This window comes from Gordonia sp. CPCC 205515 (genome assembly GCF_048537925.1).
Classification (GTDB): domain Bacteria; phylum Actinomycetota; class Actinomycetes; order Mycobacteriales; family Mycobacteriaceae; genus Gordonia.
Map to the genome: position 1 here is coordinate 467,075 of NZ_JBCLVJ010000008.1, position 15,565 is coordinate 482,639.

A 15,565-nucleotide genomic window follows, 5' to 3' on the forward strand; every position below is an offset into this window, starting at 1 on the left:
CGCGGCTTCACACGATCGGCGGGATGATCGCGTCGATCAGGTGCGGACCCGGCTCGGCGTAGGCATTGCGCAACGCCTCGGCCAGTCCGTCGGCGGTGGTGACACGGGTCGCCGGCATTCCCATGCCGGAGGCCATCGCGACGAAGTCCAGACTCGGATCCGCCAGTGACAGCATCGGGGCGGACCGGTCGTTGGCCGCACCCGCACCGGTGCGCAGTAGTTCGATCCGCAGGATCGCGTAGGCCGAGTTGTTGAGGATCACTGTCGTGACATTCAGGTTCTCGCGCACCTGGGTCCACAACGCCTGGATCGTGTACATCGCACTCCCGTCGGCCTCGAGGGAGAGGACCGGCCGATCGGGTGCGGCGATGGCGGCACCCACGGCAGTCGGCAGTCCCTGGCCGATGGCACCGCCGGTGAGCGTCAGCTGACTGTGCCGGGGAGCGGTCGCCAACACGCGGGGGAGGGCGATACCGGACGTATTGGACTCGTCGACGATGATCGCGTGCTCCGGGAGCGTGGCTGCGATGGCTCCGGCGAAGTTGTTGACGTCCAATGGTTCTGACGGCACATCCGTCGGCACATCCAGATCGGCGAGCCGGGGCTGCGTATCCGCGGCCACCGTCTCGGCGAGGCGTTCGAGGGCGTCGACGACATCGTCACCGGGACCGGCGAACGGCTGCACCGCGCACCCCTCGGGTACGAGGTCGCTTGCCTTGTCCGGGTAGGCGAAGAACGAGACGGGCGACTTGGCGCCCGCCAGGATGAGCGTTTCGGTTCCGACGAGCTGCTGCTGCGCGGCCTCGGCCATGTACGCGAGGCCATCGACGGCGGGCAGCCCGGCGCCGGCCTCCAGACGCGCCGGGAAGGTCTCGAGGAGCAGGCGGGCGCCCGTGGCGGCGGCGATACGACTCGCCGCGAGCAGTCCACGTTCGCCGGCCGCCGGACCACCGAGGAACAGCACCGTCGACGTGCCGGCACCGACGAATGCGGCCGCCGCGTCGACCACCTCGTCCGGCACCCGGGACGGACCCCGCCACGGACGCCGATGAGCGACGATGCCGCCCTCAGCCCAGGACACATCGGCCGGCAGCACCAGCGTCGCGATCTGTCCACCTTCGAATTCGGTTGCGGCCAAACCATGCATCGCGTCGGTGGCCACCTCACGGGCGGTGCCGCTGGTGTGCACCCACCCGGAGACGGTGCGCGAGAGGGCTTCGATGTCGGACTCCAACGGCGCGTCGTAGCGAACGTGCCCGGTGGCGTGCGCGCCCACGACCACCAGCATCGGACTGCGCGCCCGGCGCGCGTTGTGCAGGTTGGCCAGCCCGTTGCCCAGTCCGGGTCCCAGATGCAGCAGCACGGCGGCGGGTTTGCCGGAGATGCGTGCGTAGCCGTCGGCGGCTCCGGTGACCACACCCTCGAACAAGCCCAGCACCCCGCGCATCGTCGGCACGGCATCGAGTGCGTGGACGAAATGCATCTCGGAGGTTCCCGGGTTCATGAAGCAGACGTCCACGTCGGCCGCCACCAGACTCTCGATCAGAGATACCGACCCGTTCACCATGACCACCCTCCAGATTCGACCGACAGCATGCACCCCGACGGTACTGTGCCCGCGACGCGCACAGATAGGCACCGACAGTTGACATGAATGTCAGCTCCAATCCGAAACAGTGACCCAGACCACCGACGGCACTCTAGGGTGGGGTCACACCCGTCAGACGGAAGGAACCGAAACCTGATGACCGCTGCTGCCGACCAGAGCAACGACCTGACCACCGAACCTTTGCGTTCGCGCCGCAATCACTGGAACAACCAGATCCGCCGCCACGCGTTCATGACCCCCGACCGTCCGGCACTCCGGTACCAAGGCCAGACGACGACCTGGCGTGAACTCGACGAGCGGTCGCGGGTGTTCGCGGCGGCGCTGTCGCGACGCGGTGTCAAGTCCGGCGACCGAGTGATGATGGCGCTGCTCAACCGGCCGGAGTACGTCGAGGCGGTGCTCGGCGCCAACCTGATCGGTGCAATCGGCGTACCCGTCAACATCCGGCTCAGCCCCGCCGAGCTCGGCTTCCTGGTCAACGACAGCGGCGCCAAGGTGTTCGTCACCGAGACGCTGCTCGCACCGCTCGCCGATGCGGTCAGCGCGGCCACAGGTGCCATCGACACACTGATCGTCGTCGGCGGCAGCGACAACGACGCCCACGTCGACTATGAAGCGCTCCTCGCCGAGGACGCCTCTGATCTCCCGGAGATCGACATCCCCGAAGACACCGTCGCGCTGATCATGTACACCTCGGGTACCACCGGAAAACCCAAGGGCGCCATGTTGACCCACACCAACATCCAGGCGCAGGCGGTCACCACCATCAGCGCGGCACAAAGCCATTCCGATGAGGACGTGGCCTCGATCGTGCCGCCGATCTTCCACATTGCCGGCATCGGTGGCTTCGCGCCGACCTTCTACCGGGGAGTGCCCGCGGTGATTCACCCGCTCGGCGCCTTCGATCCCGACGACATGCTCGACACCCTCGAACGCGAGGGCACCACCTCGGTGTTCATGGTGCCGGCGCAATGGCAGGCGGTGTGCGCGGCGCAGAAGGTCAAGCCCCGCAACCTCAAACTGCGCACCATCAGTTGGGGCGCCGCTCCCGCATCCGACACGGTGCTCAACGCCATGAACGAGAGCTTCCCCGAGGCGCTCAACATGACCGCGTTCGGGCAGACCGAGATGTCGCCGGTGACCACGATCCTGGAGGGCAAGGATGCGCTGACCAAGATCGGTTCCATCGGCAAGGTCGTCCCCTGCGTGACCGCACGCATCGTCGACCCGCTGATGAACGACGTCAAGCGCGGCGAGGTCGGCGAGATCGTCTACCGGGGTCCCAACATGATGAAGGGCTACTGGCAAAACCCGGAGGGCACGGCCGAGGCCTTCCGCGGTGGCTGGTTCCACTCCGGCGACCTGGTCCGCGAGGACGAGGACGGATTCCTGTTCGTCGTCGACCGCGCCAAGGACATGATCATCTCCGGTGGCGAGAACATCTACTGCGCCGAGGTGGAAAACGTGCTGTTCAGCCATCCCGGCATCACCGAGGCCGCGATCATCGGTCGCGCCCACGAGAAGTGGGGTGAAGTGCCGGTGGCCGTCGTCGTCCTCGCAGAGGGCGTCGACGACCTCACCCTCGCTGAGATGGAGCCCTACCTCAACGAGAACCTCGCCCGCTTCAAGCACCCCAAGGACATCGTCATCGTCGACGAACTGCCGCGCAACGCCAGCGGTAAAGTCCTCAAGCCGCGGTTGCGCGAGTCCTATGGCAGCAAGGACGCCGGTCTGGCGGACTGATCGCGTCTGCCACCCGCGTCGAGATCGTCTCCCACCCGCTGATCGAGGTGCGAGATCGTCTCCCACCCGCTGATCGAGGTGCGCGATCGTCTCCCACCCGCTGATCGAGTAGCGAGGAGCGCTAGCGACGAGTGTATCGAGATCTATTGCCCTACAAGGACAGTGGCCTCGATGCGTTCACTCGCTAGCGCTCGCTCACTTACTCGACCAGCGGTGGGGCGGTCACTCGACCGGCGGTGGGGCGGTCACTCGACCGGCGGTGGGGCGGTCACTCGACCGGCGGTGGGACGGTCACTCGACCGGCGGTGGGACGGTCACTCGACCAGCGGTGCGACGGGGGCGGTCAGTAGACATCCCGCACGTAACGCTTCTCGGCGGCAAGGGCTTTGACGTAGGCCTCGGCGCTCTCGCCGGACAGCCTGCCGTGGGTGGCGACGATGAGTTTGAGGGTGTCGTCGACGTCGCGGGCCATCCGCGCCTTGTCCCCGCACACGTAGAAGTGCGCTCCGTCGTTGAGCCAGCGCCAGAGTTCCGCTCCATGCTCGAGCATGCGGTCCTGCACGTAGATCTTGCGTTCCTGGTCACGAGAGAACGCGAGGTCGAGGCGGGTGAGAGTGCCCTCGGCGCAGAGGCTTTCGAGTTCGTCGCGGTAGTAGAAGTCGGTGGCGGCGTGTTGTTCGCCGAAGAACAGCCAGTTGCCGCCGGTGTGGCCGAGGGCGCGGCGTTCGTGTAGGAAGCCGCGGAACGGGGCGATCCCAGTGCCCGGGCCGACCATGATCATCGGTGTGTCGGGGTCGGCCGGTGGGGCGAAGTGCGCGGACGGTTGCACCCACATCCGGATGCCGGCATCGTCGGTGTGATCGGCCAGATAGGTCGAGCAGACGCCGTGCCGCGGGGTGCCATGGTGGTTGAAGCGGACCGCCGAAACGGTCAGTTGGACCTCGTGCGGGTTCTCCTTCGGGCTCGACGAGATCGAATACTGGCGTGCGGTCAGCGGTTTGAGCACCGACAGCCACTCGTCCGCGGACGCCCGAACCGGATGGTGGGCCAGCACGTCCGTGAGTTGCCGTCCCCACGTCCAGTCGTCGAAGGCGCGGGAGTTCTTGCTCGCCAGCAGATCCGATAGCTCCGTCGAACGGTGGCGTTCGTTGATGAAGCTGAGCAACCCGGGGGTGATCTTGGCGATCTCCAACTTCTCGGTGAGCGCCCGCTCCATGGTGAGTGTATTGCCGCCGACGATCACCGAGTCCGCGCCGTCGAGTCGGCTCAGCTCCAGGAACTGCGTGACGAGGTGAGAGTTGTTGCGCGGCATCACCGCCAGCGCATCGCCGACCTCGTAGGTGAGCGTGTCGGGTGGCAGCGCGAGGCCGATTTGTCGCACATCCTTCGAGGATCCGGCTGCCGTCAGCGGTGTGTTGCGCACCAGCGACGTCACCAGTGGGTTCTTGCGACCATAGCCCGATACCGGTGACGGCTCCGGCGTGTCGGCGACAACCGGCGAGCGGTCAAGTGTCGATGCGGTGACCGTCGCGGTGACCGACGAGAGCCAGTCGTCGGCGGTCGCCTCGAACTCGGGTGCGCAGTCGGCGCGGTCGACCAGGCGGGTGGCCCCGAGTTCGGCCAGCCGGTCGTCCAGCTTCCGTCCGAATCCACAGAACTCGTCGTAGCTCGGATCCCCGAAGGCGAGTACCGCGTACCGCAGGCCGGTCAGTGCCGGCGCATCGGCGGCGGACAGTTCGGTCCACAAGGCGGCGGCGTTGTCGGGCGGGTCGCCGTCGCCGGTGGTGCTGGTGACGAAGAGCGCGGTGCCGCCGGCGGCCAGGGCCGCGATACCGGCGCTGTCCATCGGACGGGCCGCCGACGACACACCGAACCCGCCCAGGTGCTGTGCCACGGTCGGCGCGTAATCCTCGACGGTGCCGGTCTGCGACGCCCACAGCACGTCGATCGGCGGCTCCTCGCCTTCCGCGGTGGCGGAGGGCAACTCTGTCGGGGCGGCGCGAGAGAACGCCCCGGCGAGCACACCATTCACCCACACCCGGACGTCCGGACGCAGCGGCGCATCGATCGGGATCACCGGTGGTCCGGGTAGCGCATCGGGCACCGCGAGTCCGGTGAGCACCCCGGCGACATAGAGTTCTTCGGTCGGCGACAGTGTCGGCGGCTGTGGATCGGTCCGCAACCCGAGGGCGCCGGCCAGGCCGTAGGCCGGAGGTGCCAGCTCGGCATCGACCGGCACTGCCGTCAATTCGACTGCACACGACTTGAATTCAGGTTGCAGCGACTCGGGGTCGACGGCATCGTTGGTGACCGCGTTGATGGCGACGTCCGGCCCGAACATGTCGCTCCAGTGGAACGGGGCGAAGCAGTTCCCTGGGCGAACCCTGTCGGTGACCACGGCCGGCAACACCGCGTTCCCACGCCGGGAGGTCACGCGCACCGGATTGCCGTCGCTGATCCCGCGGGCCTGCGCATCGGCGGGGTTGACCTCGATGAACGGCCCGGGGTTGAGCTTGGTGAGTTTGGGTACCCGTCCGGTCTTGGTCATGGTGTGCCACTGGTGGGCCACCCGACCGGTGTTCAGCACGAACGGATGGTCGTCGTCGGGCATCTCGGCCGGTGGCAGTGCGGGGCGGGCGTGGAAGATCGCCCGGCCGCGCGGGGTGGGGAAGACGTACTCGGGAACGACGCCGTCGGCGCGGACGATCTTGGTCTGGCTACGCCCGTCGTTGCGGTAACGCACTGGGTGTCGGTCGGCAGCACCGCCGGGTGGACACGGCCACTGCGCAGGCGCACCTCGGAGGTCGTCGTAGCCGATACCGCGAATATCCCAGCCCGTCTTGGGATTCCAGAACCCCCGGAGCTCGTCGTAGATGGCCTCGGAACTCGGATAGGAGAATGCCGCGCCGTAGCCCATCGCATCGGCGACGCGGGCGATCAACTCCCAGTCGGCGAGTGCCTCCCCAGGTGGCGGCACAGCAGCCTGATGCAGGGTCAGCGTGCGCTCGGAGTTCACCAGCACCCCGTCCGCCTCGGTCCACAGGGCAGCGGGGAGCGCCACGTCGGCGTACAGCAGGGTTTCGTTGTCGGCGAACACATCCTGCACGATCACCAGTTCACACTGCTCCAGCGCCTCGATGACCCGCGCGCGATTCGCCACGCTGGCAACCGGATTGGTGCAGATGATCCAGCACGCCTTGATCTCGCCGGCAGCCATCTGCTCGAACATGTCGATGGTGCCCGGCCCGACATCGCTGCGAATGGTGCCGCGCGGTAACTGCCAGGCGTCCTCGGCGAAATCGCGGTCGGACTCGGCGAGTACCGTGCGCTGACCGGGGAGTCCTGGTCCCATGTACCCCATTTCGCGGCCACCCATGGCGTTGGGTTGACCGGTGAGGGAGAACGGACCCGACCCGATCCGGCAGATGGCGCCGGTGACCAGATGCAGGTTGCAGATCGCGTTGGTGTGCCAGGTGCCGTGCGTGCTCTGGTTGAGCCCCATGGTCCAGCACGTCATCCAGTTGTCGGCGTCGGCGATCCAGCCCGCGAGGGTGCGCAGATCGTCTTCGGCCAGACCGGTGACGCGGGCGACCTCGGCGGGCGGGTAGTCGGCCACGAACGCCGGGATGTCGTCAAATCCCTCGGTGTAGTCGGCAATGAACTCGTGATCGATGGCATCGGCTTCGATCAGCAAGTGCAGCAGGCCGTTCAGCAGCGACAGGTCGGTGCCTGGCGCGATCTGCAGATGCAGATCGGCCTTCTCCGCGGTGGCGGTGCGACGAGGATCGACGACGACGAGCTTGGCGCCGGCCCGCACCCGTTCCATCATGCGCAAGAACAGAATCGGATGGCAGTCGGCCATATTCGATCCGATGACGAGGAACAGGTCGGCGTGGTCGAAGTCGTCGTAGGAGCCAGGTGGCCCGTCGGCACCGAGGGACTGCTTGTAGCCGGTGCCGGCGCTCGCCATGCAGAGTCGCGAGTTCGACTCGATGTGCTTGGTGCGTAGGAAACCCTTCGCCAGTTTGTTGGCCAGGTACTGGGATTCCAGCGACATCTGCCCGGAAACGTAGAGGGCGATCGCATCGGGGCCGTGCTCGTCGGCGATCTCCCGTAAACGCCTACCCGCGTGCGTGATTGCACCATCCAGATCGACCGATTTGCGTATTGCATTGCGCTCGTGACGGATCGAGGCCTGCGTCATGCGGCCCGGGGCGCTCAGTAGGTCAGCAGTGGTGGCGCCCTTGGTGCACAGTCGACCACGGTTGACCGGGTGGGAGGTGCGGCCGATCGTCTTGGCGATGACCGGGGCGCCCGACTCGCCGGTGCGGACGTGCAGTTCCATGCCGCACCCGACACCGCAGTAGGCGCACACGGAGTTGACGATGTTGTCGGAGACCATGCGTCGATCCTCGCGTGGTGGTGTTTGTCGTCGGCAACCTGCGGATTACCCGCCGATCACCAGGTCCTCACAGCGGCACGGCGCAGATGTGAGGAATTGGTAGCGGGCGACGATGAGCTCCGCGATCCGCGGATCCGCGCCCAGCGGGGCAGCGACGCCGTCGGCGCCAACTGTTTCGAGCCGTCCGTGAAAAAGACCCGGCGCCAACAGGTATGAGGCGATGAAGACTCGTCGACCGGTGCGGGCGCGGGTCGCGGAAACCACGTCGGCGATCGCGGGTTGCGCTGTTGCGACGTACCCCACGTCGACCGAGGTACCGAGCAAATGACCGAGTTGCGCGGCCGCGACCCCGACATCGGCGAGCGCGAGGGAATCCGAGGACCCGGCGGCGGCCAGCACGACGGCGTCACCGGGACGCCACCCCGCGGCGACCAGTCGGTCGCCCATGACATCGGCCAGGACCGGGTCCGGTCCAAGGCTGTCGCAGAGGTGAACGTGCGAATGGCCGCTGGCGTCGACGTGGGCGGGGATGTCCACCCGGACGTGATAGCCCGACGCCAGGAACGCCGGAATCAGTACGGCCGGGCCGTCGATGTCGGCCAGCACCTCGCTGGGTGAGGGTCCGAGCACGTCGACGAATGCGGTGCGGGTCGGGCCGAGGCGGGCGCTGACCTGTTCGGCGAGGCGAGCGATGGTGCCGACGCCGTGCGCCGAGCGGGTCCCGTGCGCGACCAGGATCGGTTGCATCCGCAGCGAGCGATCAAATTCAGTCATCGTCATCCGGTTCGTCGTATTCGAGGTCGACTGCGAGGCGATAGCCACGCTTGACCACGGTCTGGATCATCTTGGGATTGCCGAGCGCCGACCGCAGTCGGGTGACGGCCATTTCGACGGCATGCGTGTCGGTGCCACCGCCGGGCAGTTCGTCGAGCAGCGCCTGCCGCGACACCACCTGTCCGGGTACGCGGGTGAGGGTTTTCATCAGTGCCAGGCCGGCGTCGGTGAGGGCGAGGGCGGTGCCATCGACGACCACGGATGCCGCTCGCATGCTGACGTGATGGCCGGCGACCCGCAGTACCTGAGCGCGCCGCGGCAGTTCCTCGGCGATCAGTCTGGCCAGTGCGCCGAGCCGAAAACGCGTGGGCTGCATGGTCGGAACGGACAGTGCGTGCAGGGGTCCGGCGGTCACGTTGCCGACGCAGATGGCCGGGACGGTGGTGCGCATCGACGCGAGCAGAGACTCGAGGACACCGAGTTTCTGCGCGAGACCGAGCATCGAGGCCACCGCCGGTGCCGAGGTGAATGTCACCGCGTCGATCTCGCCGCCGACGATGGCGTCGATCATCAACGACATCGGTGCCGGATCGTCCGGGGGCACCCAGCGGTAGACCGGGATGGGGATGATCGTCGCGCCCGCCTCGCGCAGCACCTCGGCGAGGTCGGGGAGCGGCTCCCAGTCGGTGGTGGCGCCGTGCAGTTGCACACCGACGCGTTTGCCGTTGACGCCCTCCTCGAGGAGCTCGCTGATCAGCTCCGACGACGATTCGCTCGGCGGTGACCACTGTTCCCGCAGTCCGGCCGCCCGGATGGCGCCGTTGGATTTCGGGCCCCGCGAGAGCAGTCGCGTCCCCGAGAGCTTCTCGATGAGCTCGTCGGCCAGTCCCCACCCGTCGGCGGCCTCGATCCAGCCGCGGAACCCGATACCGGTGGTGGCGACCACGATGTCGGGTGGGTTGGCGATGACGCTCTCGGTGGCGACCCGCAATTCGTCGTCGTCGACGAGCGGGATGATGCGGATCGCCGGGGCGTGCATCACGGTGGCGCCGCGTCGTTCGAGCAGGGCGGCGAACTCGTCGGCCCGCCGCGCGGCGGTCACCCCGATGGTGAAGCCGGTCAGCGGGTCCGGCGTCGATGTGGCCGACATCAGGTCAGGCTCACCTGCACCACGTCACCGTCGACCCGGATGCCGTAGACCGGCAGACGCACCCCCTCGTCGTCGAGGCAGCGCCCGGTGTTGAGCGAAAACACCTGCTTGAGCAGCGGGGAGGCCACGGTCGGTTCGCCGCCCCGGTCGCCGACAAGGCCGCGGGACATGACCGCGGCCCGGCCGAACGGGTCGATGTTGCCGACCGCACGCAGCGCACGCTGTGCACCGGCCGGATCTTCGCCGTCGCTGGGCAGCCGGAAGATCGCGACCTGGGTGTCGTCGATCAACGCGGCGACACCGCGGCCGGGCACCAGATCGGTGAGCGTGCACACCGGAACCCAGGTTCGTGTGGGTGCGATGGTCATGTCAGACATCTCCTGTCGATCGAAGGGCGGGCGACCCGAGCAGTACCGGTACTTTACGGCCGGCGGTGTCGTCGAACGTGATGGTCGGGTCCGGGACGTCCGGTGCGTTGACGAATGAGACGAATCGACTCAGTTTCTCCTCGTCGTCGAGGACTGCTGCCCATTCGTCCCGATACCCGTCGACGTGACGGTTCATTGCTGCTTCCAGATCATCGGCTATACCAAGACTGTCGTCACAGACGATGCTGCGCAACTTGTCGAGGCCGCCGTCGAACGATTCCTGCCACGCGGCGGTGCGTTGCAGCCGATCGGCGGTACGGACGTAGAACATCAGGTACCGGTCGATGTAGCGGATCAGGGTGTCGTCGTCGATCCCCGAGGCGAGCAGCTGTGCGTGCTTGGGGGACTGTCCACCGTTGCCGCCGACGTACAGGTTCCACCCGGCGTCGCTGGCGATGACGCCGACGTCCTTGCCGCGGGCCTCGGCGCATTCGCGGGCACAGCCGGACACGCCAAGCTTGATCTTGTGCGGCGACCGCAGGCCCCGGTAGCGGTGTTCGAGGCGGACCGCCATGCCCACCGAGTCCTGCACACCGTAGCGGCACCAACTCGAGCCGACGCAGCTCTTCACCGTGCGCAGACTCTTGCCGTAGGCGTGACCGGACTCCATGCCGGCGTCGACGAGCCGACGCCAGATCTGGGGGAGTTGTTCGACGCGCGCCCCGAACAGGTCGATGCGTTGTCCGCCGGTGACCTTGGTGTACAGGTCGAAATCCTTGGCGATCTGACCGATCACGATCAGCTGGTCGCCGGTCACCTCACCACCGGGCATTCGTGGCACCACCGAGTAGGTGCCGTTGCGCTGCAGGTTGGCCAGGAAATGGTCGTTGGTGTCCTGCAGGCCGGCCTGCTCGCCGTCGAGGATGTGGTCGCTGGAGGTCGACGCGAGGATGGAGGCGACCGTGGGTTTGCAGATCTCACAGCCGTGGCCGGAACCGTAGCGGGCGATGAGTTCGCTGAAGGTCCGGATGCCGGTGGCCGAGACGACGGTGAACAGTTCGGCACGCGACTGACTGAAGTGCTCGCACAACGATTTCGAGAGTTCCACCCCCGAGTCCGCGAGGAGCTTGGTCAACGACGGCACACAGCCGCCGCAGGTGGTGCCGGCGTTCGTGCAGGTCTTCAGGTCGGCGACCGAGCAGGCGCCGTCGGCGATGGCCCCGCAGATCGTGCCTTTGGATACGCCGTTGCAGGAACAGATCTCGGCGTCGTCGGGCAGCGCCGAGAGTCCGATGCCCTCGCCACCGCTGCCGGTGGGTGCGATCAGCGCCGCCGGGTCACCCGGAATCTGGCTGCCCACCATGGGTTTGAGGAGCGCGTAGGCGTCGGCGTCGCCGACCAGGATGCCACCGAGCAACGTCGACGCATCGTCGGAGAGCACCAGCTTCTTGTAGGTGCCCGCCACCGGGTCGGAGTAGACGATCTCCAACGCCCCGTCGGTGACGCCCATGGCGTCGCCGAAGCTGGCGACATCGACACCGAGCAGCTTGAGTTTGGTCGACATGTCCGCGCCGGGGAACGCGACAGATCCGTTGCCGAGAATGTCATCGGCGGCGATCTCGGCCATCGTGTAGCCCGGTGCGACGAGGCCGTAGCAGCGGCCGTCGACAGCGGCGACCTCGCCGACCGCCCAGATCGCGGGATCACTGGTGCGACAACGCTGATCGGTGATGATCCCGCCGCGCTCGCCGACCGCCAGGTCGGCCGCACGCCCGAGGGCGTCCTGTGGGCGGACGCCGGCGGAGAACACCACCAGGGCGGCGTCGAGCACCGTGCCGTCGGACAGGGTGACGGCCAGCCGGTCGGAGTCCGTGGCGTCGGCGATCGCCGTCGTCGACACACCGGTGTGCACGGTCAGCCCCAGGTCGGTGACCAGTGAGGCGAGCAGGGCACCGCCACCGGCGTCGACCTGCAACGGCATCAGGCGGGGCGCGAATTCGACGATGTGCGGGGTCATTCCGAGCAGGCGCAGGGCGTTGGCCGCCTCGAGGCCGAGCAGTCCGCCGCCGACCACCACGCCGGGCGCTCCGGGACCGGCCGCCTCGGCGGTGGCCCGGGTCGCGTCCAGATCGGCGCGAGTTCGGTAGTCGAAACTGCGCGGATTGTCCTTGCCGTCGACCGGTGGCACGAACGGGTACGACCCGGTGGCCATGACCAGTGCGTCGTAGGCGATGTCGTCGCCGAGAGAGGTGGTGACCCGCCGCGCATCTCGGTCGATGGTGGCCGCGGACTCGCCGAGTCGGACCTCGACGCGGTCGTCACCGGGATAGTCGTTGCCGGTCAATGCCATCGACGACGACTCCCACGAGCCTACGTAGCTCGAGAGACCGACCCGGTCGTAGGCGGCGACCGGCTCTTCCGACAGCACGACCACCCGAAATCGGTTGGTGTTATCGCGTTCCCGGATTTCCTGGACGAACCGGTGTCCGACCATGCCGTGTCCGACGACCACGACGGTCTGCGCGGGTGATTCGGTGTTGAGCTGAGTCACTGTGCGCTCCTGACTGTTTCGGTGGGAACGACGGTCGCGCGGTCACTGCCGGCGACTTCGATGTCGGTGGTCTCGTCGTCGAGGACGATCTCGTTGCGGGCGTAGAACCACCAGGTGACCAGTCCGGCGATCACGTAGAAGGCGAGGAAGATCCAGAACGCGGTGGTGGCCGACTGATGTTGCTTGTAGCTCGACCGGAGTACCAGGTTGATCGCCACACCGCCCAGTCCGCCGATGGCGCCGGCGATTCCGATGAGCGCACCGGACATCTTGCGGGACCAGATGACCTTGCCCATGGCGTTGAGGCCCTTGTTGTTTCGCGCCTTGTGTTCGAACACGGTCGGGATGATCTTGTACACCGAGCCGTTGGCGACGCCGGAGATCAGGAACAGCAGGATGAAGCCGACGATGAAGGCCACCAGTTGCGGGGTCTCGATCGCATGCTTGGCGTGGCCGTCGGCGATCGTGCCGGCGGTGACGAGAATGGCTGCGCTGGCGATCATCAGGCCGAAGCAGATGGTGGTGATGCGGCCACCGCCGAAGCGGTCGGCGAGTTTGCCACCGTAGGGTCGGGCGATGGAACCGAGAAGCGGTCCGATCCAGGCGATCTGGGCGGCAGCGAGCGCGGGGTTGGTTGCGCCCGACGATTTGAAGCTGATCTGCAGCACCTGGGTGAAGGCGAAGCTGAAGCCGATGAACGAGCCGAACGTGCCGATGTAGAGCAGCGAGATCAACCAGGTGTCCCGGTACTTCAGGCAGTCCACCATCGAGCGGTAACTCGAGGTCTGGTGATCGAGGTTGTCCATATAGATCGCCGCGCCGATACCGGCGAAGGCGAGTGCGACAAGGTATATGGCACAGACGATCTCGGGCTTGTCACTGGCCAGCCAGATGACCAGCAGGCCGATCAGCTGCACGGCGGGCACCCCGATGTTGCCGCCCCCGGCGTTGAGGCCGAGTGCCCATCCCTTGAGCCGCTGCGGATAGAAGGCGTTGATGTTGGTCATCGACGACGCGAAGTTGCCGCCGCCGAGTCCGGTGAGTGCAGCCACGACCAGAAACCAGCCGAAGCCGAACTTCCCCGGATTCATCATCAGCATCAGCACCAGGCCGGTGGGGATGAGCAGGACGACCGCGGAGAAGATCGCCCAGTTGCGGCCGCCGAAGCGAGCGGTCGCCTGGGTGTAGGGGATACGCAGACACGCGCCGACGAAGGTGGCCGTCGCAGTGATGATGAACTTCTGGTCCAGCGAGATCCCGTAGTCGGGAGTCATGAACAAGACCATCACCGAGAACAACGACCAGATCGAGAAGCCGATGTGCTCGCACACCACCGACCAGGTCAGATTTCGCTTCGCGATCTCGGCACCACCGGCCGCCCAGGCCTCGCGATCTTCCGGATCCCAACCGGTGATGTGGTGCTTTCGGGTGTATGTGTACGTGCTCATCAGCCGCTTTCCCTCGGATGTATGACGTCGCCCTCGCCGTCATTGCCGGGGCACGGTCATACCGTAGGAATCGGCTGTTGCACGGAGTTTTCTGTGCGTGACCCGGTGGTCACGTTCTTCTCACGCCAGCGCGGGGTCTGTGGTGAGGAAACGGTGGGTCACACCGGTTGCGTCGTCGACCACCCGGGACTCGGCGCCATCACCGGCCACGGTTGTTTACCCTCGACGGGTTCACGGACCGGGACCTCGGCCGGAATCGACGACGTACACGCCTGCTCGTCGGGAGTCGGGGTGGGGTAGACGGCGGAGAAGTCGTAGCGCGTGACGTACCAGTCGCCGAACACGTCGTCGCTCGGCGTGCGTGCGGTGCCCGACACACCGGTGACCGGGCCTGCGCCGCCGCGACGGAAGTCGATCTCCACCGGGCGCGGTGCGTCGGTCGCCGACGACCATCGGCCATCGGCACCGCGGATGGATCGATACCCGAAGCGGCACAACACTATCCGCGTCAGATCACCGTCGACGGTGCGGCGTAGCCCGGTGAAGAAGGCGGTGCCGACGCCGGGTTGTTCCGTCGATTCGGCCGGTGGGTAGATCCCGATCATCTGTGCGATATTCGACGGCGCAGCTTCGCTGAAGCCGCGATAGCCCCAGTCGACCGATTGGCCGGCGTTGGCGAGTTCGAAAGACTCCACGAAAGCACGCACGAAGGTGCCCTCGGGACTCGACGGATCGACGACGTCACCGGGCACCCAGCGGAACGTCACATCGAAGGCCGGGGGGATCCGGTCGGCCGGCGCGGGCGAGGTCACGGTCGGCGCGGCATCCGGGGCGTCGTCGCATCCGGCGACAGCGAGCATCGCGGTGACCGCCGCGATCACCGCGGCGATGTGAAGACGCCCTCGGTCCACTGGCGGCCATCCCTTCGGCACCCCGCGCCCCTTCCGGGTTGCCCATTGGCTGCAGAATAGGCCCGCCGCGGACGGTGTGGACCCAACCGTCAGTCTCGGATCGGCCAAGAAACAGCAACAGGCGGGCTTCGTCACGTCGTTCGTTACCCAAAGGTGACGATTACGCCACCTAAACGTCGTTGACACGCATCGTTACTGTGATTCCGCTCACTGCCCGCCGACAGGTAAAAACCCCAGCGCACAAGCACTTTCCGCGATGCGAGCAGGAGGCCGAAAGGCGCAAATCGCCCAGCACGCTCAGCAAACTCTCAGGTATGTATATCAATCTGTTACCAACCACGAGGCAGACCGCCGATCCGGTCGGTCTGTCACAGCACGAGAAAGACGACAGCTATGCGGAAACATACCGCATGCGCAATCGGAGATCTCGCCGCAGTGATCGAGGCCAGCGTTGCCACCGGAGTCGTCTGAGCGAGTATCCCAGACGCGTCCACCGGTCGAGCCGATTGCGTCATGCGTAGGGGCGGACACCGCCCGACTGCCATAAATCCATCACAGCGTTGAACACGCGCCTGCCGAGTGCTGAGTCAGCACCTCGGAGGTTGCTCG

Annotated in this window: 9 protein-coding genes; 1 reads left to right on the forward strand and 8 read right to left on the reverse strand. The window is 66.8% G+C overall.

Annotation, left to right across the window (positions count from 1 at the left end; genetic code table 11):
- Positions 1–7: 7 nt before the first annotated feature.
- Positions 8–1,564, reverse strand: coding sequence for an acetolactate synthase large subunit (locus tag AAFP30_RS14095; protein ID WP_419230732.1), 1,557 nt, complete (start codon positions 1,562–1,564; stop codon positions 8–10).
- 180 nt (positions 1,565–1,744) lie between these two features.
- On the opposite strand from AAFP30_RS14095, the gene fadD5 reads away from it, so the two are divergent.
- On the forward strand, positions 1,745–3,352 hold the full coding sequence (gene fadD5, locus AAFP30_RS14100; protein ID WP_419230544.1) for a fatty-acid--CoA ligase FadD5: 1,608 nt from the start codon (positions 1,745–1,747) through the stop codon (positions 3,350–3,352).
- Positions 3,353–3,695: 343 nt separating this feature from the next.
- Here fadD5 and AAFP30_RS14105 read toward each other — a convergent pair whose 3' ends face one another.
- The 7 genes from AAFP30_RS14105 to AAFP30_RS14135 all read right to left on the reverse strand — a co-directional run bounded on the left by AAFP30_RS14105 (position 3,696) and on the right by AAFP30_RS14135 (position 14,956).
- Positions 3,696–7,754: a molybdopterin-dependent oxidoreductase gene (locus tag AAFP30_RS14105; RefSeq protein WP_419230545.1), complete on the reverse strand. Its 4,059-nt coding sequence runs from the start codon at positions 7,752–7,754 to the stop codon at positions 3,696–3,698.
- Between the two features lie 45 nt (positions 7,755–7,799).
- Positions 7,800–8,528, reverse strand: coding sequence for a sirohydrochlorin chelatase (locus AAFP30_RS14110; protein WP_419230546.1), 729 nt, complete (start codon positions 8,526–8,528; stop codon positions 7,800–7,802).
- Positions 8,521–9,678, reverse strand: a complete 1,158-nt coding sequence (locus AAFP30_RS14115) for a uroporphyrinogen-III synthase (protein ID WP_419230547.1) — start codon at positions 9,676–9,678, stop codon at positions 8,521–8,523. Before AAFP30_RS14115 ends, AAFP30_RS14110 begins: the two co-directional genes overlap by 8 nt.
- Complete coding sequence (gene nirD / locus AAFP30_RS14120; protein ID WP_419230548.1) at positions 9,678–10,046, reverse strand: nitrite reductase small subunit NirD; 369 nt, start codon at positions 10,044–10,046, stop codon at positions 9,678–9,680. Before nirD ends, AAFP30_RS14115 begins: the two co-directional genes overlap by 1 nt.
- A 1-nt stretch (position 10,047) precedes the next feature.
- A complete protein-coding gene (gene nirB / locus AAFP30_RS14125; RefSeq protein WP_419230549.1) occupies positions 10,048–12,597 on the reverse strand; it encodes a nitrite reductase large subunit NirB in 2,550 nt (849 codons plus the stop codon).
- Entirely contained in the window at positions 12,594–14,045 is a 1,452-nt protein-coding gene (locus tag AAFP30_RS14130; RefSeq protein ID WP_419230550.1) for a nitrate/nitrite transporter, read from the reverse strand. The genes nirB and AAFP30_RS14130 overlap by 4 nt, the downstream gene beginning before the upstream one ends.
- Before the next feature lie 158 nt (positions 14,046–14,203).
- Positions 14,204–14,956, reverse strand: coding sequence for a hypothetical protein (locus AAFP30_RS14135; RefSeq protein WP_419230551.1), 753 nt, complete (start codon positions 14,954–14,956; stop codon positions 14,204–14,206).
- Between the last annotated feature and the right edge of the window lie 609 nt (positions 14,957–15,565).

What these genes read in the sequence shown, in the direction of transcription:
- fadD5 (WP_419230544.1), top strand. Translation starts at nt 1,745, where the DNA reads ATGACCGCTGCTGCCGACCAGAGCAACGACCTGACCACCGAACCTTTG.
- AAFP30_RS14105 (WP_419230545.1), bottom strand. Translation starts at nt 7,754, where the DNA reads ATGGTCTCCGACAACATCGTCAACTCCGTGTGCGCCTACTGCGGTGTC.
- AAFP30_RS14110 (WP_419230546.1), bottom strand. Translation starts at nt 8,528, where the DNA reads ATGACTGAATTTGATCGCTCGCTGCGGATGCAACCGATCCTGGTCGCG.
- AAFP30_RS14115 (WP_419230547.1), bottom strand. Translation starts at nt 9,678, where the DNA reads ATGTCGGCCACATCGACGCCGGACCCGCTGACCGGCTTCACCATCGGG.
- nirD (WP_419230548.1), bottom strand. Translation starts at nt 10,046, where the DNA reads ATGACCATCGCACCCACACGAACCTGGGTTCCGGTGTGCACGCTCACC.
- AAFP30_RS14130 (WP_419230550.1), bottom strand. Translation starts at nt 14,045, where the DNA reads ATGAGCACGTACACATACACCCGAAAGCACCACATCACCGGTTGGGAT.